Here is a 25,013-nt window from a genome sequence, read left to right as displayed (position 1 = left end):
AAACCGTGAAGTTTTTTGAAAAAGATATGAATATAGCGTCTACACCAATGTGGAAATCAGGGGTAAGGAGATCATTAAATGGCTTGATTGTATTAGAAGCGTGTTTTACAATATTTTAATTAATTGAAAAATAATTTCTACTCAAAGTAGCTTGTTTTTCAAGATGAAGCTTTCCTTGTAGAGAAAATTACTCCTATGGGGCGGTGATTGTGGAATTCTCTTCCACAAAAGTGATAAAGTCATTAAGGCTAGCGAGGGGTGTAACGTTGTCAGGTAGCTGAAGGTCTTGACCGACCACCTGCCTTCCACTTACTAAGATTTTAGAAGTAGGGAAAAGGTTTGATAGCTCTTCAATGTATTCTGTGGCTGTTGATTTTTGCGGTTTACCAGTGAGTACAGTAATTAGGTATTCAGGTTCATAGATTTCATGAGCCATCTTTAAGTCATCAATTGGCAAAGTTTGGCCCAGGTATATTACTCTTCCACCTCTAGATTTTATTAGGTAGTTAGCGAAAAGTAGATTTAGCTCGTGAAGTTCGCCTTCAGGTAAAAATAGCATGTATTTTTTTGCTGAGCTGTCTACATTCGTAGGGTGGCCATCAATAGCGACCATCGTTTTCTGCCGCACTAAATGGCTTATGAAGTGTTCTTGAGCTGGGTTTATGGCATCTGTAAGCCACATTACTCCAATTTTAGATAGGAATGGAATAACCAAGTTCATCATGGTTCGCTCAAATCCATGCTTAAGTGTATTTGAGTTTATTATTTTTTCGAACCGCTGTTCGTCCAAATCAATCATGCATAGGGTAAGGGCATAGATTTGATCCGCGAAGTTGGTACTGCTGTCGGAAATATTGATAATGGCTTCGTTCAGTTGTTCCCGAGTCATTTCTGCAATCTTCGATATTTTAATGCCGTTATCCTTTAACAATGAAACGTTGAGGATGAGCTTCAGATCATCTTGATCATAAAACCGAATATTGGTGTCTGTTCTCTTTGGATTAATGAGATTATAGCGCTGTTCCCATATGCGCAAAGTATGGGCTTTAATGCCTGATAAATGCTCTAAATCTTTGATTGAATAATTGGCCACGGCTATATATCTTCTTCTTTAAAATACTTTCTTGGAATCAAAAATAGTCCGAAAGATTCTGCATCCTCCTTTTCTTTCGATTTATGATGTGCTCTATGCGCCTTTGTAATGGCTTTCAAGTACTTCAATTTTGGTCTTCCCAATAGCTTCAATCGTTTATGAATGAGTACATCGTGCAAAACGAAGTAGAGCATTCCATACAGACTGATTCCGCAACCTAACCAAAACCTATAATCTAAATTTTCAACTCCTAAGAAGATGAGCACTACAGCTGCTCCTCCAAATATGAGTGTGAAAATGTCATTCAACTCAAAATAACCTTTTGTATGCTGATGATGTGTTTTGTGAATTTTCCATAAAACGCCATGCATAATGTACTTGTGAATCCACCATGAGAAAGTTTCCATTAAAACGAAACCAGCCACTAACCACAACACAGCTTTAATCATCAGCGGCATAACTTAATGTTTGATGCTTTGTTTAACAAAAGTTTAAATTAGGTTAAGACTTACGAAAAACGCCATTTCTATTATAAGAAGCTTAATCGCAAGCGGATTGTTTTTAGAAAAGTCTAATTCCTGAAAAACAATGTGGAGAAGAAAGGCAATTAAAAACCAGCTTAGGTAATTCTGAGTTGGAATACTAGAGCCTACCCATTGCCAAAAGTCGAGGCGTATTGCAACAGGCTCAATTAATACATCGATAAAGACCATCATTATTGCTCCGTAAATACAGCGCACCCAAAAATTGCTTGACAGTTTGTTGCTCGCAATTCCTGTAATATAAATCAGTATCGCCCAGTTAAGCCCAATAATAAGAGGTACATCAAATAGCTTAAAACCCAAAGTTGGTCCATAGGTATATTCACCAAAAATGGCCCCAGTTTTAACGCCAGCTACTTCAATAAAAAAGCCGAATAGAAAGGTGAAAATGATAAAGATGAAGTACTTCGTGCTTTTGTCTACTTCGAAATGAAAAATAATGGCTGCCGTAAGCAGTAGGTTAAAAGGCGTAAGCGATTGGAAAATCGCACGGCTTTCTTCAAAAAACAAACCCAATATCCCAGCAGTGTGCATGGCAATGAGAAGGATAAAAGCAATGCGTTGGTTTCGTTTACCTGTGGAGAGAAGTTGCTTTAGCATAGTTTGAAAAAACCCGAAGTCCCTTTTATTGTTTCAAGGTTCAAGCAGATTGTTTTAGATTTGCAGTAAAACTAATATTTATGATCTTATATAACGTAACCGTAGCAATTGAAAAAACTGTAGAGGAAGATTGGAAAGTGTGGATGCGTGATATTCATATTCCTGAAGTGATGGCTACAGGTGCTTTTATTGAGCATAAATTTTTTAGAGTAATGAAGGAAGAAGAGGAATCTTCATCTTACAGCATTCAATATTTTGCTGAAAATCATAGTAAGCTTCAATTATATTTGGGCCAGCATGCCCCCGGGCTCCAAAAGAAAGCAGGCGATGCCTTCCCTGGTAAATTCGCTGCTTTTAGAACCTTGCTGCAGGCGGTGGAGTGATTTAGAACTGAAATAAAAAAGGTAAAAACCTCTCTAGTTAACCCATCTTATACTCCTGAATCTGCTTGAACTCTAGCTTGCAGTTGATCCAACCTTCGTCTAAATCGGTGCCTAGTTTTTTGTAGAAGTTAATAGCAGGTTCGTTCCAGTCGAGCACTTGCCACATCACTTGGCGGGCATCTACATCCTTGGCCTCTTGCACAATGGCGTCTAAAAGCTTTTTACCAATACCGGCTCCTCTTTTTTCTTTTCTTACAACCAAATCTTCAAGAAAAACGGCTTTACCTTTCCAAGTAGAATAACGGTAATAGAAAATGGCTGTACCTTCAATCTTACCATTTTCTTCGGCCACAAAAAATTCAAAAATGGGCTTTTCACCAAAGGCATCTTCTGTCATTCTCTCTACAGAATTTTCTACTTCGTGAAGTGCTTTTTCGTATTCTGCCAATTCTTTAACCAGTTCGAAAACTTGAGTTAAATCTTTTGCTGTTCCTTTTCTGATGGTAATGCTCATGGTAGGGATCAAAGAAATGGGGCCTAAGCCCCATTGTGTTTTCAATTAAATTTTATCGAAGCCGGTGTATTGCACCAGCACCTCTGGAATATTGATTCCATCTGGTGTTTGGTTGTTCTCTAAAAGGGCAGCTATAATTCTAGGCAAGGCCAAGGCGCTTCCGTTCAAGGTGTGCAACAACTGAATTTTTTTGTTTTCGTCTTTGTATCTCAACTTTAATCGGTTGGCCTGAAAAGTCTCGAAATTACTTACTGAACTTACTTCTAACCATTTTTCCTGTGCAGCAGAATATACTTCAAAATCGAAGGTAAGGGCAGAAGTAAAGCCAATGTCGCCTCCGCAAAGCCTTAAAACTCTGTATTGCAGCCCAAGCTTTTCAAGCAGGCTGGCCACGTGATCACACATCTTATCAAGTGCTTTGTACGAATCTTCGGCCTTACACACCTGAACAATTTCTACTTTATCAAACTGATGCAATCTGTTTAGTCCACGAACGTGTGCACCCCAGCTTCCAGCTTCTCTTCTAAAGCAAGGCGTAAAACCAGTGTGTTTAATAGGCAATTGGTCTTCGTTTATAATTACGTCTCTATATAAGTTAGTAATAGGCACTTCGGCAGTAGGAATAAGGAACAAGTTCTCAATACCTACATGGTACATTTGACCTTCTTTATCAGGCAATTGGCCTGTGGCATAACCCGAGGCTTCGTTGACCATAATTGGAGGCTGAATCTCTGAAAAACCTGCGGCTACTGCTTCATCCAAAAAGAAGTTGACCAAGGAACGCTGCAAACGAGCACCTTTTCCTTTGTAGACAGGAAAGCCAGCACTAGTAATTTTAATGCCGAGGTCAAAGTCAATAATGTCGTATTGCTTGATTAAGTCCCAATGCGGAACTGCCTGATCGTGCAGCTTAGGAGCTTCACCAAAAGTTTTTATAATTTCATTGTCTTCCTCTGTATTTCCTGACGGAACAGAAGGGTGAGGCACATTTGGGATGGTGTATAACAAAGCCAATAGTTCCTTTTCAACTTGGTCTTTAACTTCTGCTAATTCTTTGCTGGCCGCTTTCAGTTCGGCCGTTTTGCTTTTGATTTGCTCCGCCTCATCGCGTTTACCCGCTTTCATTAAGCCGCCAATTTCTTTGGCAAGCGCATTTGCTTCCGCCAAATTGGAGTCAAGGCTCTGCTGAGAGGATTTACGCTTGTCATCAAGCGCAATGGCCTGATCCAAAACCTGTTCAACATTAGGGAAGTTGCGTTTCTTCAACCCCTCGATGACCCTTTCTTTCTCCGTAACTATTTGGCTGATTTGCAGCATAACTTAATATTCGTTTATAGCGGCAAAGTAAATCAATTCCTATAAAAAAGAGGGTGTAAAACGAGCTAAGTATATCCTTTTTGTTAAAATTACCGTTCAATGTTTGATAAGTAGCAAGAGATGCTCTATACTTGCGTGTTCCTAGGATGAGAGTGATCTTTTTCTGCACATCATCTCGAGAAATACTCAAATAATTATTTCATTAATTTTAATTAACTCCCACCCATCCGGATAAGGGATTCCCCCAAAGTATAAATCTATGTACACCATTGAAGAATTGAAGCTAATGCTGCTTTCAGAATTGAAAGAAATTGCAGAGGCAATGAGCTTAAAGAACTATAAGAAGCTCGGAAAACAAGAACTTATTTACGCTATCCTCGATCAACAAGCTCGAACTCCAGACGAGGCTTTACCAAAGAAAACCGCAGTTAAGAAAGAAGAAACTACTACGGACGAAGCTCCTAAAGAAAAAGTAGAAAGACCTGAGAGAGCTGAGCGCCCACCAAGAAAAGTGAAGCGTGAAAACGTAACCGAAGTCAAAAAAGAAGAAGAGTCTAAGAAAACTGAAGGCGGTGAAGAGAAAGCTGTTGAAGCAAAGGTAGAAAGACCACGCCCAAGGCCACGTCCTGTTAACAAAGATGCGCAACCAAAATCTTCTGACAATGTAGAGGTCGAGCAAGAAGTAAAGGGAGAACAGCAAGAAGGCGAAGCAAGTGATGCAAAGCCAGAAGCTAGAAAAAATAACGACCGTAAAGATAACGGTGACCGCAGAGATAACAGAAAAAGCAATAAGCAGCAATACAATCAAAGCATCAAAGATTTTGATGGCTTAATTGAAAGCGAAGGTGTTTTGGAGATTATGCAAGATGGCTACGGCTTCTTAAGGTCTTCAGATTACAACTACTTGGCCAGCCCAGATGATATTTATGTATCTCCTTCTCAAATCAAATTATTTGGTTTGAAAACAGGAGATACTGTAAAAGGACAAATCAGACCTCCGAAAGAAGGTGAAAAGTATTTCGCTTTATTAAGAGTAGAGTCTGTAAATGGAAAAACTACTGAAGAAATTCGTGATAGAGTTCCTTTTGAGTATTTGACTCCACTTTTCCCAGAGGAGAAAATCAATTTAAGTACTAAGCCTAGCCTTACTTCAACCCGAATTTTGGACATGTTTGCTCCAATTGGAAAAGGGCAAAGAGGTATGATTGTGGCGCAGCCTAAAACAGGTAAAACTGTTTTATTGAAAGAAATTGCTAACGCGATTGCTGAAAACCACCCTGAGATTTATCTAATCATTTTATTGATTGATGAAAGACCTGAAGAGGTTACGGATATGGCCAGAAGCGTAAAAGCTGAGGTAGTATCTTCTACTTTCGATGAGCAAGCCGACAGACATGTGAAGGTTTCTAACATCGTTTTAGAAAAAGCGAAAAGAATGGTAGAGTGTGGTCATGACGTAGTAATCCTTTTGGATTCAATCACGCGTTTGGCCAGGGCTTATAACACCGTTGTTCCTTCATCTGGTAAAATCCTTTCTGGTGGTGTTGATGCAAATGCACTACACAAACCAAAGAGATTCTTTGGTGCTGCAAGAAATGTAGAGAATGGAGGTTCGCTTTCAATTATCGCTACTGCCTTGATTGAAACTGGTTCTAAAATGGACGAAGTAATCTTTGAAGAATTCAAAGGTACGGGTAACATGGAGCTTCAATTGGATAGAAAATTGGCCAACAAGCGTGTTTATCCTGCTATCGATGTTCCTGCTTCTGGTACAAGAAGAGAAGACCTATTGATGAGCAAAGAGGAATTACAACGTGTTTGGATCTTGAGAAAATTCATGTCGGACATGAACTCAATCGAAGCCATGGAATTCTTATTAGACAGAATGAAAGGAACGAAAGACAACGAAGAGTTCTTGATTTCAATGAACGGATAGTTCTTCCGGAACAAAAATTTCAAAGCGATCCTCGAAAGAGGGTCGCTTTTTTTATGCCTCACCCACCTTCTGCTTAATACTTAATTGAAGTAAATAAGAGGTATAACTAAATTATTATAGCAAATTGAACTAAGGTTGAATTAATCAATCGGCCTACCTCACTGTATATATAATAGTTTTTTAGTAAACAATTAATATCAATAATGCTTCAATTAAATATTCTGAAAAAGCATTCTGGTTGTGTTTGGGGCATACTTCTACTTGTACTCATTAATTTTAACCCAGCATTACAAGCCCAAGAGGTAATCTCAATTGATTCACCTCAATTTGACTTTTCAGTGGGTAAGGGAAAATCGCTACTTGTTTTTGAAGACACCACTGCGAGCTTAACCTTCAATGATATTATTGAAAACCCACCATTCAATGGTGAAGTGACTGGCCCAAATAACCTTACAGGGTTTTACTGGATAAAATTAAGCCTTTTGAACACTACCATTAATGACTTGGAAGTGGTGGTTACGGGTTTTAGAACGATCAATAGCAAGTTGTTTCAAGTACTGTCAAACGGAGAGTTATTCAATGCACCCTATGGAGCGTTTCAAAAGAAAAAGGGACTTAACCAAGGAGATAGTAGAGCACATGTTTCCTTCGCTCTAAAGGCAGGAGCACCACAGGATGTTTATTTTAGAGTTCATGGAAGGGCCTTCAGTGCCAATTTTATGGACAGTAAAACATTTCGGACTAAGCAGTTACGGGGGCAAGTACAGGATTTGCTGTTTTTTGGTGCTTGTCTAATCTTGGTTATTTACTCATTGATTCAATTTGGCGTTTATCGTTATATGCCATACCTCTGGTTGGCCATGTTTGCATTGGGAATGGGAATGTATGCTTTCTCTGTCCAAGGCTTTTTTGTGGACTGGATTTTACCCAACTCGCCTACAACAGCGCTTAATTTCACTATGCCCTGGTCTCAGTTTGGCCATTTAGGAATGTTGTTTTTGGCCATTAGTTTTTTGGAGTTAAAAACAAAATTTCCGCTTTGGTATAAGGTCTTTATTGGGTTGATTCTCCTCACATTGTTACGTACAGTTGCAGGCGTAGTTCTTACTTCAGTCTATCAAGATTATGGCTTAATGACTGACATGAGTATTAAGCTGCTCATGATCGACATTACTCTGTTTCATGTTCTGCTTTTTGCCTTATGGAAAAAGGTAGAGAGAAGCAGAAAAGTGTTCTTGATAGGGCTTATAATATTTGGTGCAACACTAATCATTGCTTCTTTCACATGGAAATACATCTTCGTCTCTAAGTCAATTGTGCTTTTGTATACCAGCTCACTGGGCTCGTTGGTGCAGGTACTAATCTTTTCTATTGCCATTGGTATTAGAATGCGTCAGCACGAGGTAGAAAAAAATATTGCCTTAAACGAGTTGAATGTTGTTTTGAAGGAGCAAAATAAAAGAGTTGAAAACGAGGTAGTTGAGAGAACTAAGGAAATTGAAGATCAAAAGGTTGTTCTTAAGGAAAGAAACGAACGAATAGAAACACTATTCAAAGAAATACACCACAGAGTAAAAAACAACTTGCAGCTCATCTCAAGTTTACTGAATATGCAGCAAGAGTGGAGCGGAACTAAAGATTCTGCTAAGGCGATAGAGGAAAGCAGAAGCAGGGTGGTGGCTATGTCAATGATCCATCAGTTCTTATACCGAACGGATGACATTGCCACGATTGATTTTAAGGATTATGTGGTCGAGTTGGTTAAGAAAATTGATGGTATCCAGACAAAAAAGGGATGTTATGAATTGGTGGTGGACTTTGATAGCCAGCCTAATTTTGACCTTGATACTTCTATTTCTTTGGGGCTAATCTTGAATGAGCTTTTGACCAATTCATATAAACATATGATTGATGAAAATAATCAACTAGAATTAATGCTTAAACTTCATTCTAGGAAAGATGGAATGTTTAACTTGACATATCAGGACAATGGGGCTCCTATACCTGATACATTTGAAGAAATGACAAAGAAGGGTTTTGGCCTGAGGTTAGCTTCTCGCTTGGCGACACAATTACACGGGAAACTTGGTTACGAATATGATTGCGGCAATAGATTTACTATTGTATTTGCCGATGAAGAGATGAGAATAACACTTATTGACTAAAACTGAATGAAGAAGAGAATACTTGTTGTGGATGATGAAGTCATTATTGCAGATGACCTTTGCAGCACATTGAATGGGCTTGGTTATGATGCATTAGAGCCTGCCCTTTCATACAAACAAGCCATAGACATGCTATCTACTGAAACCGTAGATTTGGCAATCTTAGACATTAATTTGGGTGGAAGAAAAACAGGAATGGACGTGGCCGAATATATTCAGGAAGCGTTGGAAATACCATTCATTTATTTGTCTTCTCATACCGATACAAAGACCTTGGAATTGGCCAAGAACACAATGCCCTATGCCTACTTGGTTAAACCTTATGGAGCATCCGATGTAATGGCGGCTATTGAAATTGCTTTTAATAACCAAAAACGTTACTCAGAGAACAAAGGAAACATTGATACAGAGCAGATTCCTTCCCTTACCGCGATGGAAAAAGTGGTGATTAGGAAAATTTCAGAAAACCTTTCCACAAAGGAAATTGCTGAACAGCTGTTTATCAGTGAGAGCACAGTCAAAAATCACCGACATAACATATGTGTTAAACTAGATTTGGCACCAGGAACCCATTCACTTCTTAAATGGGTAATGGAGAATAATCAGTATATTCAGTAATTATGACTAACCACCTCACCACTTCTGTAATTCGATACATTGCTGTAGTTGGCATTTTGGTATTGATACCACTTAAGCCCTTTGCCCAAGATAAACAGGAAGCAAAGATGGACAGTTTGGAACTAATCATTAACCAAACTAAATCTGAAGATAAGCTGATTGAATTGTTCTCTGCTCAAATAGTATTGGCTGAGCAAATGGGTGATTCTCCTAAAGTAGCCGAAGTTGAGCTTAGGCTGGCCAAGGTTTCTAGCTACGATGGGATCGAAATGCAACAGTACGCCAAAAGTGCTCTTAATTATTACCGTACCGCTAAAGATACGTCAAACATGATTGAAGCCACCTATCAAATGGCTTATTCAAAACAGCTTCAAAACGATTATGACAGCACCCTATTTTTTGCCAAAAATTTGGTGTCTTTGGCAGAAGAATCCCGTGATACAATCTCAATAATTAAAGGGCGATTAATGCTGTCGTCAGTTTATAATCATTTGACTCAATTCCCTGAGTCATTGCAAGAGTTGAATAAAAGTAAGATTTTGGCAGAAAGTACGCCTGATAATAAGTCGGTAATTACTGATATTCTAAACCGAGAATCATTTATCTATTACTCCTTGGGTGAGTATGATAAGAGTGCTGAAAGGATCAATCAAATTATTGAGATATTAAAGCCCGAAGGAGATGCAAGGAGACTAAATATTTGGTCGAACAATTTGGCCAGTGTTTACTCCCTCTGCAACTGCGTTTCCTTTGACAGGAGGAAGGAAGTGCTTAAGGAGTCAATCGGCTACGCAAAACAAGCGAATTTCACCTATGGTAAAGCTTTTGCCTATAAACATTTGGCCGATACTTACAGGGATGCGAGAGAATTCGACAGTACTAGGTATTATTTAGAACAGATAGAGATTTTACTTCCTGAAATCAACAAACCAGATTTTACAGGGTTAGTCAGTGTGGCTCAAGGCTCTTATTGGAGTTATGTTGGTAATGATCCAAAAGCCATTCCCTATTTTATAAAGGGCTACAATATTTGGGAAGCACTGGGCAAGCGGAAGGATCAAATGGACATTGCGTGGTTATTAAATGATATATACAATCGTCAAAAAGACTACACTAATGCATACAAATACTTACATGAGTATACTGCTTTAAGGGATTCATTGTATAGCGAAGAAAAAATAAGAGAGGTAAAGGAGCTCGAATTATCTTATGATTTTCGCCAAAAGCAAATTACTGATAGCCTAAGGAATCAAGAAAAACTTTTACAGTCTGAATATGAGACCACGCTTCAAAAGCGTTCAAAACTCATGATTTTGCTTGTTGGTATTGGTGTACTAATTATTGCCTGTGTTATCTACTACAGTTTTATAAAGCAAAGGAAGTTAGCGGGGCTGCTTCGAGTGAAGAGTGACCAAGTAGAAATTGAACTGAAGCAAAAGGAGCTTCTTCTCACCGAGATTCATCACAGAGTAAAAAACAATTTTCAGATTCTTTCCAGTTTACTCGAATTGCAGGCCAAAGGGGTGGATGATCAGGCTACAAAAGATCGTATTTCTGAAGGTAAAAGTAGGGTTAAATCAATGGCATTGATACATAGTCAACTTTATGATAATGAAGGTCTGACCATACATTTAGCAGAGTATCTCAAAAATCTTATCAATGAAATTCAGAAATCTTTTGAAGGTCAAACTTCTGAGATTAACATGGATATTGATGCTGAGTATACGCTAGATATAGATAATATGGTGCCATTGGGACTTATTGCAAATGAGCTTGTCACCAATTCTTTTAAATATGGAACCAATGCTGGTGGCCAATTAAGATTACATGTTAGTCTTCACCAAGAGGGAGAGTATAATGTGATTACATTTAAGGATAACGGCCCAGGGGTACCTTCAAGTTTTGATGTAAAGACGGCCAAAAGCACGGGTATTTGGTTGATTAGCAGGTTGGTACTTCAACTTCATGGCCACTATGAGTATGAATACAATGATGGAGCCATTTTTAAAATTTACTTCACTCAAAGTAAATTTTTAAACGCCTAAATCGATTTCAGCCCATACATAATAGTACAATATAAACCTTGTGGTCTATTTACCTCTCTATCGTTAGGCAATAGATTTGTGGTTATGGTAGGAGCCGAAACCCTGTCGGCAATTAGAAAAGTACTTGTCGTTGAAGATGAAATAATCATTGCTGATGATATTGCTATGACCGTAGCCAAAATGGGGTTTCATCCGCTTGAACCTGTTTTTGACTATAATAGCGCAGTAAACTCTTACAATACGCACAATCCTGATTTGGTAATTATTGACATTCGTCTTCAAGGGAGGAAGACAGGAATTGAGTTTGCTACATGGATTCGCTCTCGTTTTAACACGCCAATTATTTATATCACTGTTCTTGGGGGTAAAGTAATTAGGCCTCAAGCTGAGCTTACCCAGCCTACTGCTTACTTAGTTAAACCCTTCATAAATCAAGAACTAATTGATGCAGTTAGCTCAATCCTGAACTAATCAATTTAGACCTTTAGGTCTATTTACTGTTTTTTAATGTAAGCGTAGCTTTAGAATATCAACTTAAAGAAATTTATTTTGGAGCAGAAAAAAATTTTGGTCGTTGAAGATAATGCGGAAATCGCTGAGTGCCTTTGCGAGGCGCTTCAATCATGCGGTTACCAAACTTGCCCTGTTGCGAAATCTTATGACGAGGCAATTTCTTATTTCGAAACCTATACTCCAGATCTTGTTACCCTTGATATCTGTATCGAGGATGAGCGAACAGGAATTGATGTAGCTAAATACATTAAGAAGAACTCTAACACTCCATTTATTTATCTTTCCGGCTCCATAGATAGGGCGTCCATTTCGCAAGTCAAGGCCACTAATCCGTTTGCTTTTTTAACAAAGCCGTATGAGTTTTTTTCTTTAGAAACCACATTACAATCCGCCTTCACTAGTTATAGACCATTGCCTAAGTCGGGCGAAATTGAGGAAAAAGAACTTCTAGAGTTTACACCAATGGAAAGGGTTATTTTAAGGGAAATTGCAAATGGACTTACCTCAAAAAAAATTGCAGCTATGCTTAAGTTAAGTGTAAGTACCATTAAGAATCATCGACATAATATTTGCGTCAAGCTCAAACTATCCCATACCACACATTCCCTCTTGAGCTGGGTGCTACAAAACAAGAATCAGTTGAAGTTCTAATGCATTTTGGTTTTAATAGGATGCTTCTTGATAATTAATTTAGACCATGAGGTCTATTTACTACTATTAATAAAGGGTATAGATTTGAATAATATAGTCTAAGACTATTTCTGTTTGAATTCAAGAAGTGGGTTTCTTGTTTTAAGCTGCATTTAAACGGAGAGATCTATCAGGTTTCTCTGTTTTGCAGTTATAAAAATAGACCTTAAGGTCTATTTTCTAAAGGAATTTAAGGGACTAGCTTTAAGGTCTTAGGGTTGGTTTTTATGATTATTTCTTTGTTATTACCAATTATAAGATTGCTATAAAGGATATAAGAATTTAGTAGACGACTATTTGGTTGAGGTGTAGTCAATCTACGAAGCCACCATACGGGTGGCTTCTTTTTTTTACCCAAGCGTTTAATAATGGCAAAGCTCTTGCAATATTGAGTTCATTAATCATCTAAATGAGCCAAATGCCACTGTTAGGAAAACTAATAAAGAAATCAATCGATGTCGCCAGCGACCTTTTAGAAGAGGATAAAAATCCAATTGAAGCACAAGCTGAAGTGTTGAAAAACTTGCTGGAAATAGCAAAGAACACTGATTTTGGGAAGCGTTATCAATTTAACGAAATACTTAAATCAAGAGACCTTCCTAAATCATTTAGAGTATCCATCCCTTGTTTTGACTACGACCGAATGTTTGGGGAATGGTGGCATAAGACTGTGGAGGGAATTCCCGATGTTACTTGGCCTGGCAGTCCAGAATATTTTGCACTTAGCTCAGGCACCACAGGGTCGCAAAGCAAGCGTATTCCTGTCACCAATGAAATGATTGAGGCAATTCGAAGCACAGGAATTAAGCAGGTAATGAGCCTTTCAGACTATGACTTGCCTGATGAGTTTTTCCAGAAAGGAATACTTATGCTAGGAAGTAGTACTGAACTTGAAGAAAGAGACGGTCATTTAGAAGGAGAGATTAGCGGGATAAGTGCTAGCAATATTCCGTTTTGGTTCAAAGGGTACTATAAGCCAGGAGAAGAGATTTCTAAAATTCAAGATTGGGATGAGCGTGTGCTGCGCATTGCTGAACAAGCACCCAACTGGGATATAGGTGCCCTTTCAGGAATACCTTCTTGGATTGAACTTATGCTGAAGAAGGTGATTGAATACAATAACCTTAAAAATATCCATGAGATTTGGCCCTCACTCTCCGTATTTACTACCGGTGGAGTTCCGTTTGAACCTCATAAAGAGAGCTTTGAAAAATTACTCGATCACCCATTACTCTATTTAGATACTTACTTGGCTTCAGAAGGCTTTATAGCGCTCCAGGTAAACCCGAATGACGATATGTCGATGCAACTGGCATACAATGGCGGTATTTACTTTGAGTTTATTCCTTTTGAACCGGAATACTTTGATGAAAACGGAGCTCCACTTGAAGGTGCTCCATCCCTGAGTCTGGCTCAAGTGGAAGAAGGTAACGAATATGCAATGCTAATTTCTACTGTGAGTGGGGCTTGGCGATATAGCATTGGTGATACGGTAAAGTTTACAGATAGAGAAAAGGCCGAGATTAAGATTACGGGCCGAACAAAGTTTTTTATGAATGTAGTTGGTTCACAACTGTCGGTACACAAAATGACCGATGCTATTCAGAAGCTGAAAGAAGAGTTTGATATGGCAATCTCTGAATTCACTGTAGCCGCGGTTAAATACGATGGTGAGTTTTATCACCAATGGGTAATCGGAACGGAAAATGGCTCCAATTTGAATGAAGAGGTTTTGGCTGACAAGCTGGATGAAGCTTTACAAAGTGCAAATAAAAATTATGGGGTGGCCAGAAGTAAGGCCCTTAAGGGTGTTAAGGTAAAATTGATAACCTCGGAAGTTTTTTATGACTGGGCAGAGCAAACCAAGAAAAAGGGAGGTCAAATTAAAATTCCACAAATGATGAAGGAATCGGAAATGAAGGCATTTTTAGATTTTCTGAAATTAAACGCTAGCTAGTTTTTTTGGAATTTCTTCCTCATCAGTGTTTACAATCTCCATAATTTCTTCTGGCGATAGGTATAGCCTTTTGATCTTATTCTTATAGCGTTCAGGAAGGTGAGTGTTGTTAAGGATGAAATTCTTAGTCTCTAATATTTCTGACCTTAAACCATGTCTAACAGCAAATTCATCCGCTCTTCTTTCTGCAGCTCGAATATATTTACCCAGTATAAGGTAGCCAAGACCAAAGCCCAAAAGGGAGAGTACTGAGCGATCTTTATAATCCATGATATGACCAAGCTCATGTCCAATCCAGCCTACTAAAATGTTCTGAGGAAGCTCTTCTATGCGCAATAACTTACCTTCAATAACAAACCTTCTTCTAACATATATAACATAAGATCGTTCTTCTAAAATACTAAATACAGTGCGAAATGAAGGCCTAGCGCTCATAACTGATTTGCTTTTATTCTCAGCAAAACGAAACTCGATCTTCACCCCTTTTAGTTCGGGGTAATGCGAAAGCGCAATAAGAGTGGGTGTTCTAATTTCTTCTGGGATTTTCTTTCTCCAGCCAAATGTATTTAACAGTAATGATTTCATAAATTTGTGTTTTAACAAAGTATTGCTAATTATTAATAGCTTTTTCATTTTGAACTTTGGTTGCCTGATTTGTAAACCTTTTAGCTCAATCACACTTTTTAAAGCTCATGTCATCTACTTATAGTGAAAATTCCGTGCCGTTGTGAACAAAGTGAGCATAACTAGACTTTATTAAATATTCTGTGTAGTTTATTCCCCAACAAGGGGTATATTCAGACAGTAGAAAGAAACCATGGTAGAAAGGAAGAGTGTAGCAATTGTAGATGATGAGGAATTTATCGGGCACATGGTGTCAAAATTCTTACAGAAAGAAGGGTTAAAAACCGCTTACTTTGATAGAATGCTTACAGCAAAGGAGAACTTTTTAAACACCGTATATGACTATTATTTTTTGGATTTGAATCTTCCGGATGGAACAGGCTTCGATCTGGTGCCTTTAATTCAAGAGAGGGCAGAAAATGCGAAAATAATTATCATTAGTGCGCATGATGGACATGAAGAATTAAGCAGAGCTAAGGCATTTGGTGTCCATGACTTTATTCACAAACCTTTCAATAAGCAGTCAATACTAAATACCGTAAAAAGATAAAATGGAGAAAATTTTAATAATTGACGATGATCAGGACATATGCCTGCTCCTCCAAAAATATCTTACGAAAAAAGGATATGAAACTTATGTGGTCTACAGCGGAAAACAAGCTGAAGAATGGCTGAAGAGTAACCAAGTAGATCTTGTGCTTTGCGACTTTAAGTTGCCAGATTATTCTGGTCTAGAGATTCTGCAGAAGATTAAAATCATAGACTCCAATATCCAAGTCATAATCATCACAGGTTACTCAGATGTTCGGGTTGCAGTGGAGGCCTTAAAAAGGGGGGCTTTCGAATATGTAACCAAACCCTTGTACCCAGATGAAATTCTCTTGACCATACAGAATGCACTGAACCAAAAGTTGGAAGAAAATCACCCGAGGGCAAGAATCAAGAAGAAACAGGTTAGGAATGAGTTTGTAGAAGGTGTGAGCATGGCAGCACAAACCTTGGCCAAACACATTGAGTTGATCGCTCCTACTGATATGTCAGTCATTATTATGGGCGAAACAGGTATTGGGAAAGAATTTGTTGCAACCGCAATTCATGAGAAGAGCAAAAGAGCTGATCAGCCCTTTCAAGCTGTTGATTGTGGTGCTCTACCCAAAGATTTGGCAGGTTCGGAACTTTTTGGTCATCAGAAAGGAGCTTTTACGGGTGCAATTGCCGATAAAAAAGGATGTTTTGAATTGGCCAATGGAGGAACCCTCTTCTTAGATGAGGTTGGGAACCTGACATACGAAAACCAAGTGAAGCTTCTAAGGGTGCTTCAAGAAAGAAAAGTGAAGCCTTTAGGTGCCACCAAGGAAGTTGAAGTGGATGTGCGCTTAGTTGTGGCGACAAACGAGAATTTAAAGGAGATGGTCAAAAAAGGCAAATTCCGTGAGGATATTTACCATCGACTAAATGAGTTTAGAATAGAAGTACCCCCGTTAAGAGAAAGACCGGATGATATTATCGTTTATGCTGAGCATTTCTTACTAATGGCTGATAGACAATTGGAGAAAGACGTGAAAGGCTTTACAGATGAAACGAAGGAAAAACTGAGCGAGTACCCTTGGCATGGAAACCTAAGGGAGTTAAGCAATGTGATAAAAAGAGCGGTCTTACTTTGTCAGGGAGAGCTTATAGAAACCATTCATTTACCACAGGAAATTGTGACTCCAGACTTATCAGAAGCTGATTCATCATTGCAAGTATCTTTCAACGGAGAAATGCCTACAGACTTAAAGTCGGTGGCAGAGGCGGCAGAAAAACGGGCAATTATTGAAGTGTTGAAACGCACGAAGAATAATAAAAGTAAAACAGCCGATCTACTTAAAGTGGATAGGAAAACGCTTTATAATAAATTGAAGGCATACGGAATAAACACCTAATTCAGTGGCTTCAGTAACTTGAATAACAAAAATGCCCAGCGATATCGCTGGGCATTTTTTACTATTCTATTTTTAACAATTCGTTCCTTACATTCCCAGAGCAATGTAAAATTGGATGACTGAATTTTTGGCATCTCCCATAACGGACCTAGCATTATTGGAGTTCGCTATTTCTGTAAGTCCTAAATTATATCGTGCGCCAAGTTCGGTGTTCCCAAAATTTAGCCCTAGTCCGCCAGAGAAACCAAAGTCGAAAGCCTTTAATTCGTCCCTGTCAATTTCACTGTATGAACTTCCGAAATCACCTTCAGTTGTCACATTTGCGCTTACTAAATAGGACACGTAAGGCCCAAAGGTAATATCAAGAGCAGAACCAGCCTTTAAATCTAGCATGACGGGTAACTCTAAATAATTAAGGTTGAATTTCGCTTCACCATTGAATGGGCCTGAACGGTACTCTGATCTATTTCCTTTTGTGGAAAACAAGAACTCGGTTTGGATGGCCGCAGTTGGACCAATTTGGCTTTCATTGAATACACCAAAACTGAAACCTGGTCTTAAGTTATTGTCGTCTATGTCGTTAGAATAGAAATTACTAAGGTTAAAACTACCTTTTATACCTGACCTAAATTCCTGTGCTTGACTTTGGCTTGTAAAGGCCACTAAGCTCAACAGTGAAAAAATACTTGTTATAATAATCTTTTTCATGACTTTCTAGTTTAATTGTTATGTGCTTTTGCACAGTGAATTAGAAAAGGTTGTGCCATTCGCCAGAAAGGGGATTGGACTGTTTTACAACATTTTTCTTGGGGAATTGAAACCCCTTGTGAGTAAAACCGACCCTACAATTAATTGAAAATATGAGTTTGAAGCCTGAGTTCGAAGACCTGATAATATCCATTTTTGAAAATGCTCCTTATGGAATAATTTCATTTAAGTCCATCCGTGATGAGAGAGATAAAATTATAGATTTTGAGTGCCTTTTTATTAATCCAAAAGCAGAGAAGGTTACCGGAATTCCTTCTAGTGAAATGATAGGGAATACGCTTTTAAACACAATGCCAGGTAATAAAGAAGCAGGCTTATTTGATGCTTATTGTAAAGTGGTAGAAACTAGAGAGCCGGTAAGTTTCAAAAAACACTATGAAGGAGAGCACTTCGATAATTGGTTTGAGATTCATGCTTCTGCATTAGCCGATGGATTGACCGTGAGTTTTCTAGACATCAGTGAGCATGAACGAGCCATAAGGAAGGCCAAGGCGTCAGAGGTCCGCTATGAACAACTTTTTCAGGAATCAATTGATGCTATTTTCATTACTAATAACGAGCTGCTTTTTTTGGAAACAAATGACGCCATGCTCAAGACATTTGGCTATGTGCGCGCGGTAATGAGGAGCTTAACCTTCAAGAGCTTGTTTTTGAATGAGGAGGACTTTATTCGCTTTAATAAAGAGTTCTATAAGAATGACAGAGTAGAGGAGTTTGAAGCGGAACTTTTGCTGAGTAATGGAAAAACAGGAATCTGCTTAATCAATATAGTTGAACTGAGTCAGACTGAGGAGGGGTTAAGGTTATACCAAGGTATTATTAAGGATATTACTCGGAAGAAAATGTCAGAACGCGAGTTGATATGGGCCGAAAAGTTGTCGATGACAGGAAAAATTGCTCGAAGCATTGCGCACGAAGTGAGAAATCCACTCACAAATTTATCTCTGGCTTTGGAGCAACTCAAAGATGAGATTCCGGCAGAAGTTAAAGAGGCCGATTTATACATTGATATTATTGAGCGCAACTCAAAGCGCATCGGTAATCTGATAACTGAATTACTTGAGTCATCTAAGCCAAAGTCGTTAAAGTTGACTAAATCCTTACTGAACGAGGTGGTAGAAGATACATTGGGCCTAGTAAAGGATAGATTAAAGCTTCAAGGAATGACGCTGGAAGAGGATTATGACCCCTCTATTCCTTTGATTCCATTAGATTCTGATCAAATGAAAACCGCTTTGGTTAATCTTTTTGTCAATGCCATTGAAGCGATGAAGCCAGGTAAGGGAGTATTATCGATAAAAACTTACTTGGAGGATGGCACCATCTTCTTACAAGTGGCCGATAATGGTATTGGCATTTCAGATGAAAATATCAATAGCCTTTTCGAACCCTTTTTTACTGCAAAAACTGGAGGTATGGGGCTGGGGTTAACAGCGGTTCAGAATATAATAAAAAGTCATATGGGACAAATTTCTGCCAGCAGTGTAGTTGGTGAGGGCACGGTTTTCCAGATTTCTTTTAGTGTAGACTGAGGGCGGACCTCCCCAGGTTTGTAGATCAAATTGCTCACAATCTTTAATAAAAATTGCTTTTAGAGCCCTGAGGCTATTGGAATGACTTTGGCTTATCCTTCATAAGAATTGATAAACTTTAAACAAAAGGATATGATAACTGATAGAGAAACAGCAGAGAAACCTAAAGCAAAATTACAGAAAAGAGCTTTCGCTCGTTTAGGTTATACAAAGATGGAAACAGCGGAGTTGGTAGATGCATTGAACAAGTTATTGGCGAATTATAGTGTCCATTATCAAAAATTAAGAAACTTTCACTGGAACGTAAAAGGCTCAGATTTCTTCGATATTCATGAGCAGTTTGAGCAACAATACAATGATGCTAAAGTAGCGATTGATGATGTTGCCGAGAGAATAAGAGTTTTTGGGCAAACTCCGTTGAGTACTATGCGGGATTACCTAGAAACTTCGGACATCAAAGAGTCAAGTACAGACCTTAGTGGGATGGAGATGGTTTCAGAAGTACTGAAGGATTATGAAATTTTATTGGAACACATGTTCAGCGGAATTGAAGTTGCCCTCAATAATGGCGACAGCGGAACGGTAGATATGCTTAATTCTATGGTAAAATACATCGAGAAAAAACATTGGATGCTTACTGCCTTTTCTAAAAAATAAATTGAAGTTGGTGTATGTGTAATGAAGGGTGGGGTTTTTCTTCACCCTTTTTTGTGAATTTTTTTCTACGTTCTTAACGTGTTCAATATACAATATACGTTTAAAGGGCTTTAAACATTGTTTCTTGTGGCGTGAAAGCTTGGTACAATTCTTTCTTTACAAGGGCAAGAACCAACAAAAGTACAGCACATATGAAAAGATTTCTTCAAGGTAATTGGGATCAGGTCAGGAGAAAGCTAAAGAAAAAATATGAAGAGCTCAATGAAGAGGATCTGAAGTATGTAGAGGGGTATGAAGAAGAACTAATAGGCAGACTACAAATAAAATTAGACAAGACGAAACGTGAAATCACTGCCGAACTCAAAACCATTATAACCAAGTGACCCAATGAATTTCGGAATAAATGATGCCGCTAATATTGTATCCACCAAGCTAAAAGGCTGGCTGGAAGCGCTAACCGCTATGCTACCCAATATTGTAGTGGCTATTTTGGTGCTTATTACTTTCTATACCCTGTCTAGGGTGGTAAAAGCAGGGTTCAGAAAATTGATTTCCAAATTTTCGGATCAGCCAGCCATTATAGGTTTATTTTCAACCATTATGGCATTGCTGACCATTATGGTCGGGTTGGTGGTAGCTTTAAATGTACTTCAACTTACGCAAGCTGTTACTTCTCTGTTGGCTGGTGCAGGAATTATTGGGTTGGCACTTGGATTTGCATTTCAGGACATCTCAGCCAATTTTATTTCTGGAGTTATTATGGCCTTTAAGAAGCCAATTGTGGTGGGCGATATTATTGAGACCAACGGATACAATGGCTTTGTAGAAAGAATTGAACTAAGGTCAACCGTAATCAGAACCTTTCAAGGGCTACATGTAATCATTCCTAATAAAGATATTTTCCAAAACCCATTTACCAATTATACACGCACGCATACCAGAAGAATTGATTTAGAAGTAGGTGTTTCTTATGGGGATGATTTGGATAAAGTATCTGAAGTAGTTGAAAAGGCCATTGCTTCCAACTCCCATTTAGTGGACGGTGAACCAATAAAACTGGTGTATCAAGAGTTTGGTAGTTCTTCAATAAATTTTAAGGTGATGTTTTGGATTGACTATAATCCTAAGAACCCAATGTATTTAGAAGCCAGAAGCGAGGCAATTAGAGCCATTAAGAAGGCTTTTGATGCAAATGATATTACGATTCCTTTCCCAATCAGAACACTGGATTTTGGAATTAAAGGAGGAGAAAAACTCTCAGAACAATTGAAAGCAAAAGAAATTAAGCTTTTACCAAAGGCTTAGTAATTCAGGAAAACACATTAAAATAATACAGTCATGAAAACTATTAATAAAGCGATATATCTAATTGTCATTTTTTCAGTTTTTGGAATATTGAGTTGTCAAAATGGGGCATCATTTGCTGATGAAAAAGCGGAATTGACAGAACGTCTAGATAAGGCCCAAGCCAATATTGATAAGGCCATTGAAGATATTGACAAAAGAATAGAAAATGCAGGAGATGAAACAAAAGACAGGTTAGAAGAAATCAGAGAAGATTTAGTAAACGAGAAGTCTGCACTTGAAGAAGCTGCAGATGATGTTGCCGATGCCACGGAAGAAGCATGGGAAGCAACGAAATCAGGAGTAAGTAGAACTTACGATGATGTAACGAAGGGTTTAGAAAATATAAATTCTAATATTCAAGACCTTTTTGAGAATAAGTAAACAACACATATTTAAATAAATGATGATGAAAAAAATTATTGTAAGCACATTCATATTCGCACTATTATTTACAGTCTCAAACGAGGCAAAGGCGCAGAATTATAACACAGCATTAGGGCTCCGCTTTGGAGGAACTAGCGGATTAACTTTTAACAAAGGTAATTTTGAGGGAATTTTAGGCTTTTGGGGCAATGGATTTAGTGTTACTGCCCTGCATGAAAAGCACACAACTGCTTTTGAGACACCTGAATTGAATTGGTTTTACGGTTACGGTGGTCATATTGCTTTTTTTAACAATGGAAACCCAGGAGCGAATTATGGAAGAGGCGATAGAAGGTACGATGATTCCACGGTAGGCTTTGGTATTGACGGCATTATTGGGCTGGAATTCACACCTAGAGAAGTTCCCTTTGCGTTTAGCATTGGCTTAAAACCGTTCTTAGAAATAGATACTAATGGGAATTTTTATGGCGCACCAGATCCAGCCATAGGAATTAAATACATTATCAATTAACAAGTAGAGTTGATTTGAAGAAGGAAGGGTTCATTTGAAAAGATGAATCCTTTTTTTGTGTTGTATTCATGGTGAAAATAGCCACAATTCAAAAGGCAATAACGTGGATTATTTTCTACAAAAGAGAACTACTTAAGAACAAAAACAGCGATTCTGGCTCAGGATGAGTGTTTTAGTATTTGGATACCAAATTGTCTTATAGTCAATAAGATTAAAATAAGTATTCACTAAAAATATAAAATCATGTTATACTGGTCAATCGTATTTTTCGTGGTTGCAATCATTGCAGCTTTATTCGGATTTAGAGGAATTGCTTCGGTAACGTCTAGTATTGCCAAGTTTCTATTCTTTATATTCATCGTTCTTTTTGTACTGTCACTTCTCTATCAAGGTTTTGCATAGATATAATGGCTTAGCAGTAAGAAATTAAAAGCCCTGAGTAATTTTTTACTCAGGGCTTTTCTATTCTATAGGTTTTGAAATTGGCTTTTAATCCTTCTTAATTCTGAACCAAGGTGCTAAATAATCCGCTGGCAAATTCTCTTGAGGAATCGTACTTTGGTTTCCATCGCGGTGAGCCCCATAATGTGGTGACATAATTTCTACTCCAGCAGCGTTAAACCCGTCCTGAATATTCTGATGTAAGTCGGAATAGATTTTAGACATTTTTTGTACTTCTCGTGTCCTTACGTTGATCTGATAGCTCACATAGAAATCATCTAGGCTAGTTTGATAGACATAAGGATGCGGCATCTTCTTTACAAACTCAGTTTTAAGCCCCGCTTCAATTAATAGCTCGTGTACTTGTCGCCAAGGCACATCGTAACCAATAGTGACAGTTGTGTGTAAAATAAGCCCATCTTCATCATTGGCAGTAGTATAGTTTATAGTATGGCTCGTGAGCAAGTTCGAATTGGGAATAGTAATGATCTCGTTTTTGATTGTTTTGATTCTAGTATTTAAGAGTGATTTCTCTTTTACATCGCCCATTACATCACCAATCTTCACGCGATCTCCAACTTTGAAAGATCGCATATAAGTAACTACTACCCCAGCAATAACATTTGAAATGGCAGAGGCACCCCCTAAAGCGATCAGTAGTCCAAAGAAAGCCGAAACACCTTTGAAGCTTTCGGATTCCCCCATAGGTAAAAGTGGAAAAATACCAATAAGCACTAAGGCTAAAATTATTCCTTTAAGGATGTTATAAGTTGGCCGTGCCCAATCAGGGTAAAAACCAGGAACAATTAGTCTACTATTCTCTATTTCTACTCTAAAGAACTTTATCAACTTTAAGAAATAACGGGTTACGACCACGGTAACCACAATGGTCAATAAATTTGGCAGATAACTCAAAAGACCAATCCCAAGCTTCTTAAGTGGCGTAAGGATCAGCTGAAACAAAGTGTCAGCAATGCCTTGGGTCCAAGGAAAAAGGCTAAAGAGTATAGGGAGCAGCAAATAAATTACAAGCACCAAAATTACTATTCTAAGGCCTTTTGTCGCATAAACAATAATGCGAGTAAGTATTTCAGATTTTAGAAGTTGATAGTTTTTAATGGAAATACTTTTAATCAGCTTTCCTTCTTGGGCATGTATTTTAATATAAATGACTCTGAAAAAACGGTTATAATATTTTAAGCCGTAAAGGAAGACTCCAACAATTAGAAGTGCAATCAGGATGTTGATTACCAAACCTTGCCAATCAAATACTGTCTCTTTGGTAAGTCCTTCTTGAAGGATCTCGTAATAATAAATAGTGGTCCGGTTAAGGTTGAGTCCTAATTGAATTGCATCCTTTTCCGTAACAGACATAATAATGGTCCCTTCGACAATAATGTCTTGGGTCATATTATTTTTCAAAACCTTTAGAGAGTCAGCTACTTGTGTATCGCTAGAAAGAAAATTGGCTATTTTTCGATTGATTTGTTTCACCCTTTCTTCTGCAGAAAAGGGGCCAATACCTTGCTGAAGATAAAAGAGAGTGTCTTTTGCAATTACAGGAAAGCCTGCAGGTTTAATTTGGGTAATACTATCCGTTTCTACCTGAGCTCTAAGCCCCTGAAAGGAAAGTATTAAAATAAGAAAGCTGAAAACTATTTTCATGTTGGAACAATGCTACGCATTATCATGATAATAGTTTTCAGCTTAAGAAACAATTATTTAGAGACTCATCATCTCTTTAAAGCGAGCCGCTTGTCTTCTGCTTACTTCAACTTTGTCGCCACCGCGTAAAACTACCATTAAACCACCATTAAACCATGATTCAATACTTTCAACCCAAGTAAGGTTGATGATGTGTTTTCTACTGGCACGGAAGAATGACCTATCGTCTAATCTTTCGTCTAGTGCATTCAATGACTTGTGAATCATTGGCTTAAAGTTGTCGAAATAGATTTTGATATAGTTTCCATCAGATTCGAACAAACGAATGTTTTCTAGTTTTACAAACCAGCACTTGTCACCATCTTTAACAAAAACACGGTCGTTTGGACCTAATTTCTTATCTTCTACTTCACCAACTTCTTCAGGCTGAGCACGTTTTAATAGCTTATTCAAAGCATCTTTTAAACGGTCTGGCTCGATAGGCTTCAATAAATAATCGAGCGCATTAAAGTCAAAGGCCTTAAGTGCATACTCATCGTAGGCCGTGGTGAAAATTACTTCTGGAACATTGTCCAAGGATTCAAGTAGCTCAAAACCTGTTTTCTCTGGCATCTGGATATCCAAAAATAGCAAATCGGGCTTTAGTGAATTAATCTTTTCCAAGGCGTCCTCAGCATTTACTGCTTCTCCTACAATGTCGATTTCAGGATATTCCTGAAGCAAATTGGTTAGCTCTTTTCGGGCTAATCTCTCGTCATCTATTATAAGTGCTTTCATAATTTATGG

The 25,013-nt window shown here is 38.2% G+C and carries 26 protein-coding genes; 17 read left to right on the top strand and 9 right to left on the bottom strand.

Annotation, left to right across the window (positions count from 1 at the left end; all coding sequences use genetic code 11):
- Positions 1-193 precede the first annotated feature (193 nt).
- Genes VOI17_RS01135 through VOI17_RS01125 form a run of 3 tightly spaced genes read right to left on the bottom strand, consistent with a single transcriptional unit; the run spans position 194 to position 2,235 of the window.
- Positions 194-1,093 carry a MerR family transcriptional regulator gene (locus VOI17_RS01135; RefSeq protein WP_323755393.1) on the bottom strand — a complete coding sequence of 300 codons (900 nt, stop codon included), beginning with the start codon at positions 1,091-1,093 and terminating at the stop codon, positions 194-196.
- A gap of 2 nt (positions 1,094-1,095) precedes the next feature.
- Complete coding sequence (locus VOI17_RS01130; protein WP_416376039.1) at positions 1,096-1,551, bottom strand: sterol desaturase family protein; 456 nt, start codon at positions 1,549-1,551, stop codon at positions 1,096-1,098.
- Between the two features lie 33 nt (positions 1,552-1,584).
- Positions 1,585-2,235 carry a carotenoid biosynthesis protein gene (locus tag VOI17_RS01125; RefSeq protein ID WP_323755392.1) on the bottom strand — a complete coding sequence of 217 codons (651 nt, stop codon included), beginning with the start codon at positions 2,233-2,235 and terminating at the stop codon, positions 1,585-1,587.
- Positions 2,236-2,315: 80 nt separating this feature from the next.
- Between VOI17_RS01125 and VOI17_RS01120 the strand changes: the two genes are divergently transcribed.
- Positions 2,316-2,618 carry a DUF4286 family protein gene (locus VOI17_RS01120; protein WP_323755391.1) on the top strand — a complete coding sequence of 101 codons (303 nt, stop codon included), beginning with the start codon at positions 2,316-2,318 and terminating at the stop codon, positions 2,616-2,618.
- Positions 2,619-2,655: 37 nt separating this feature from the next.
- On the opposite strand, the gene VOI17_RS01115 is transcribed toward VOI17_RS01120, so the two are convergent.
- Both VOI17_RS01115 and serS read right to left on the bottom strand, forming a co-directional pair.
- Positions 2,656-3,132: a GNAT family N-acetyltransferase gene (locus VOI17_RS01115; protein WP_323755780.1), complete on the bottom strand. Its 477-nt coding sequence runs from the start codon at positions 3,130-3,132 to the stop codon at positions 2,656-2,658.
- 45 nt (positions 3,133-3,177) lie between these two features.
- Positions 3,178-4,449 carry a serine--tRNA ligase gene (gene serS / locus VOI17_RS01110; RefSeq protein ID WP_323755390.1) on the bottom strand — a complete coding sequence of 424 codons (1,272 nt, stop codon included), beginning with the start codon at positions 4,447-4,449 and terminating at the stop codon, positions 3,178-3,180.
- 259 nt (positions 4,450-4,708) lie between these two features.
- Here serS and rho point away from each other — a divergent pair, with 259 nt between their 5' ends.
- From rho to VOI17_RS01075, 7 genes are all read left to right on the top strand, one after another.
- Positions 4,709-6,385 (top strand): transcription termination factor Rho, encoded by a 1,677-nt coding sequence (rho, locus tag VOI17_RS01105; RefSeq protein ID WP_068410243.1) that lies wholly within the window; start codon positions 4,709-4,711, stop codon positions 6,383-6,385.
- A 203-nt stretch (positions 6,386-6,588) separates the two neighbouring features.
- Positions 6,589-8,550 carry a histidine kinase dimerization/phosphoacceptor domain -containing protein gene (locus VOI17_RS01100; RefSeq protein ID WP_068410241.1) on the top strand — a complete coding sequence of 654 codons (1,962 nt, stop codon included), beginning with the start codon at positions 6,589-6,591 and terminating at the stop codon, positions 8,548-8,550.
- 6 nt (positions 8,551-8,556) lie between these two features.
- Positions 8,557-9,168 (top strand): response regulator transcription factor, encoded by a 612-nt coding sequence (locus VOI17_RS01095; protein WP_068410238.1) that lies wholly within the window; start codon positions 8,557-8,559, stop codon positions 9,166-9,168.
- A 2-nt stretch (positions 9,169-9,170) separates the two neighbouring features.
- On the top strand, positions 9,171-11,213 hold the full coding sequence (locus tag VOI17_RS01090) for a sensor histidine kinase (RefSeq protein WP_323755389.1): 2,043 nt from the start codon (positions 9,171-9,173) through the stop codon (positions 11,211-11,213).
- A gap of 84 nt (positions 11,214-11,297) precedes the next feature.
- Positions 11,298-11,684 carry a response regulator gene (locus VOI17_RS01085; RefSeq protein ID WP_323755388.1) on the top strand — a complete coding sequence of 129 codons (387 nt, stop codon included), beginning with the start codon at positions 11,298-11,300 and terminating at the stop codon, positions 11,682-11,684.
- A 78-nt stretch (positions 11,685-11,762) separates the two neighbouring features.
- Positions 11,763-12,377 carry a response regulator transcription factor gene (locus tag VOI17_RS01080; RefSeq protein WP_323755387.1) on the top strand — a complete coding sequence of 205 codons (615 nt, stop codon included), beginning with the start codon at positions 11,763-11,765 and terminating at the stop codon, positions 12,375-12,377.
- Positions 12,378-12,834: 457 nt separating this feature from the next.
- Positions 12,835-14,373: a GH3 family domain-containing protein gene (locus VOI17_RS01075; RefSeq protein ID WP_323755386.1), complete on the top strand. Its 1,539-nt coding sequence runs from the start codon at positions 12,835-12,837 to the stop codon at positions 14,371-14,373.
- Here the strand turns inward: VOI17_RS01075 and VOI17_RS01070 are convergent.
- Positions 14,359-14,958, bottom strand: a complete 600-nt coding sequence (locus tag VOI17_RS01070) for a hypothetical protein (RefSeq protein WP_323755385.1) — start codon at positions 14,956-14,958, stop codon at positions 14,359-14,361. The two genes, VOI17_RS01075 and VOI17_RS01070, sit on opposite strands and share 15 nt — an antisense overlap.
- A gap of 232 nt (positions 14,959-15,190) precedes the next feature.
- On the opposite strand from VOI17_RS01070, the gene VOI17_RS01065 reads away from it, so the two are divergent.
- Both VOI17_RS01065 and VOI17_RS01060 read left to right on the top strand, forming a co-directional pair.
- Positions 15,191-15,547 carry a response regulator gene (locus VOI17_RS01065; RefSeq protein ID WP_323755384.1) on the top strand — a complete coding sequence of 119 codons (357 nt, stop codon included), beginning with the start codon at positions 15,191-15,193 and terminating at the stop codon, positions 15,545-15,547.
- A 1-nt stretch (position 15,548) separates the two neighbouring features.
- A complete protein-coding gene (locus VOI17_RS01060) occupies positions 15,549-16,922 on the top strand; it encodes a sigma-54 dependent transcriptional regulator (protein ID WP_323755383.1) in 1,374 nt (457 codons plus the stop codon).
- Between the two features lie 87 nt (positions 16,923-17,009).
- On the opposite strand, the gene VOI17_RS01055 is transcribed toward VOI17_RS01060, so the two are convergent.
- Entirely contained in the window at positions 17,010-17,630 is a 621-nt protein-coding gene (locus tag VOI17_RS01055) for a porin family protein (RefSeq protein WP_323755382.1), read from the bottom strand.
- A gap of 152 nt (positions 17,631-17,782) precedes the next feature.
- On the opposite strand from VOI17_RS01055, the gene VOI17_RS01050 reads away from it, so the two are divergent.
- From VOI17_RS01050 to VOI17_RS01020, 7 genes are all read left to right on the top strand, one after another.
- Positions 17,783-19,222 (top strand): ATP-binding protein, encoded by a 1,440-nt coding sequence (locus tag VOI17_RS01050; protein ID WP_323755381.1) that lies wholly within the window; start codon positions 17,783-17,785, stop codon positions 19,220-19,222.
- Positions 19,223-19,354: 132 nt separating this feature from the next.
- Positions 19,355-19,879, top strand: a complete 525-nt coding sequence (locus VOI17_RS01045; RefSeq protein WP_323755380.1) for a DNA starvation/stationary phase protection protein — start codon at positions 19,355-19,357, stop codon at positions 19,877-19,879.
- A gap of 191 nt (positions 19,880-20,070) precedes the next feature.
- Entirely contained in the window at positions 20,071-20,262 is a 192-nt protein-coding gene (locus tag VOI17_RS01040; protein WP_323755379.1) for a general stress protein CsbD, read from the top strand.
- A 4-nt stretch (positions 20,263-20,266) separates the two neighbouring features.
- On the top strand, positions 20,267-21,184 hold the full coding sequence (locus VOI17_RS01035) for a mechanosensitive ion channel family protein (protein ID WP_323755378.1): 918 nt from the start codon (positions 20,267-20,269) through the stop codon (positions 21,182-21,184).
- 33 nt (positions 21,185-21,217) lie between these two features.
- Positions 21,218-21,607 (top strand): hypothetical protein, encoded by a 390-nt coding sequence (locus VOI17_RS01030; protein WP_323755377.1) that lies wholly within the window; start codon positions 21,218-21,220, stop codon positions 21,605-21,607.
- A gap of 25 nt (positions 21,608-21,632) precedes the next feature.
- Positions 21,633-22,121: a hypothetical protein gene (locus VOI17_RS01025; RefSeq protein ID WP_323755376.1), complete on the top strand. Its 489-nt coding sequence runs from the start codon at positions 21,633-21,635 to the stop codon at positions 22,119-22,121.
- A gap of 243 nt (positions 22,122-22,364) precedes the next feature.
- Entirely contained in the window at positions 22,365-22,523 is a 159-nt protein-coding gene (locus VOI17_RS01020; protein WP_084362715.1) for a DUF1328 domain-containing protein, read from the top strand.
- Between the two features lie 87 nt (positions 22,524-22,610).
- On the opposite strand, the gene VOI17_RS01015 is transcribed toward VOI17_RS01020, so the two are convergent.
- Positions 22,611-24,227 carry a mechanosensitive ion channel family protein gene (locus tag VOI17_RS01015; RefSeq protein WP_323755375.1) on the bottom strand — a complete coding sequence of 539 codons (1,617 nt, stop codon included), beginning with the start codon at positions 24,225-24,227 and terminating at the stop codon, positions 22,611-22,613.
- 57 nt (positions 24,228-24,284) lie between these two features.
- The gene (locus VOI17_RS01010; RefSeq protein ID WP_068410203.1) at positions 24,285-25,004 is read right to left on the bottom strand and encodes a LytR/AlgR family response regulator transcription factor; all 720 of its coding nucleotides are present in this window, start codon (positions 25,002-25,004) and stop codon (positions 24,285-24,287) included.
- Between the last annotated feature and the right edge of the window lie 9 nt (positions 25,005-25,013).

This window comes from Roseivirga sp., from assembly GCF_034669765.1.
Lineage (GTDB): Bacteria > Bacteroidota > Bacteroidia > Cytophagales > Cyclobacteriaceae > Roseivirga.
This window is presented reverse-complemented; position numbering and strand designations above follow the sequence as displayed.

Coding starts and splice junctions, on each gene's coding strand:
- VOI17_RS01130 (WP_416376039.1), bottom strand. CDS start 1,551: ATGCCGCTGATGATTAAAGCTGTGTTGTGGTTAGTGGCTGGTTTCGTT.
- VOI17_RS01085 (WP_323755388.1), top strand. CDS start 11,298: ATGGTAGGAGCCGAAACCCTGTCGGCAATTAGAAAAGTACTTGTCGTT.
- rho (WP_068410243.1), top strand. CDS start 4,709: ATGTACACCATTGAAGAATTGAAGCTAATGCTGCTTTCAGAATTGAAA.
- VOI17_RS01020 (WP_084362715.1), top strand. CDS start 22,365: ATGTTATACTGGTCAATCGTATTTTTCGTGGTTGCAATCATTGCAGCT.
- VOI17_RS01045 (WP_323755380.1), top strand. CDS start 19,355: ATGATAACTGATAGAGAAACAGCAGAGAAACCTAAAGCAAAATTACAG.
- VOI17_RS01075 (WP_323755386.1), top strand. CDS start 12,835: ATGCCACTGTTAGGAAAACTAATAAAGAAATCAATCGATGTCGCCAGC.
- VOI17_RS01065 (WP_323755384.1), top strand. CDS start 15,191: ATGGTAGAAAGGAAGAGTGTAGCAATTGTAGATGATGAGGAATTTATC.
- VOI17_RS01120 (WP_323755391.1), top strand. CDS start 2,316: ATGATCTTATATAACGTAACCGTAGCAATTGAAAAAACTGTAGAGGAA.
- VOI17_RS01125 (WP_323755392.1), bottom strand. CDS start 2,235: ATGCTAAAGCAACTTCTCTCCACAGGTAAACGAAACCAACGCATTGCT.
- VOI17_RS01095 (WP_068410238.1), top strand. CDS start 8,557: ATGAAGAAGAGAATACTTGTTGTGGATGATGAAGTCATTATTGCAGAT.
- VOI17_RS01030 (WP_323755377.1), top strand. CDS start 21,218: ATGAAAACTATTAATAAAGCGATATATCTAATTGTCATTTTTTCAGTT.
- VOI17_RS01115 (WP_323755780.1), bottom strand. CDS start 3,132: ATGAGCATTACCATCAGAAAAGGAACAGCAAAAGATTTAACTCAAGTT.
- VOI17_RS01055 (WP_323755382.1), bottom strand. CDS start 17,630: ATGAAAAAGATTATTATAACAAGTATTTTTTCACTGTTGAGCTTAGTG.
- VOI17_RS01050 (WP_323755381.1), top strand. CDS start 17,783: ATGAGTTTGAAGCCTGAGTTCGAAGACCTGATAATATCCATTTTTGAA.
- VOI17_RS01040 (WP_323755379.1), top strand. CDS start 20,071: ATGAAAAGATTTCTTCAAGGTAATTGGGATCAGGTCAGGAGAAAGCTA.
- VOI17_RS01060 (WP_323755383.1), top strand. CDS start 15,549: ATGGAGAAAATTTTAATAATTGACGATGATCAGGACATATGCCTGCTC.
- VOI17_RS01015 (WP_323755375.1), bottom strand. CDS start 24,227: ATGAAAATAGTTTTCAGCTTTCTTATTTTAATACTTTCCTTTCAGGGG.
- VOI17_RS01090 (WP_323755389.1), top strand. CDS start 9,171: ATGACTAACCACCTCACCACTTCTGTAATTCGATACATTGCTGTAGTT.
- VOI17_RS01035 (WP_323755378.1), top strand. CDS start 20,267: ATGAATTTCGGAATAAATGATGCCGCTAATATTGTATCCACCAAGCTA.
- VOI17_RS01025 (WP_323755376.1), top strand. CDS start 21,633: ATGAAAAAAATTATTGTAAGCACATTCATATTCGCACTATTATTTACA.
- VOI17_RS01070 (WP_323755385.1), bottom strand. CDS start 14,958: ATGAAATCATTACTGTTAAATACATTTGGCTGGAGAAAGAAAATCCCA.
- VOI17_RS01010 (WP_068410203.1), bottom strand. CDS start 25,004: ATGAAAGCACTTATAATAGATGACGAGAGATTAGCCCGAAAAGAGCTA.
- serS (WP_323755390.1), bottom strand. CDS start 4,449: ATGCTGCAAATCAGCCAAATAGTTACGGAGAAAGAAAGGGTCATCGAG.
- VOI17_RS01100 (WP_068410241.1), top strand. CDS start 6,589: ATGCTTCAATTAAATATTCTGAAAAAGCATTCTGGTTGTGTTTGGGGC.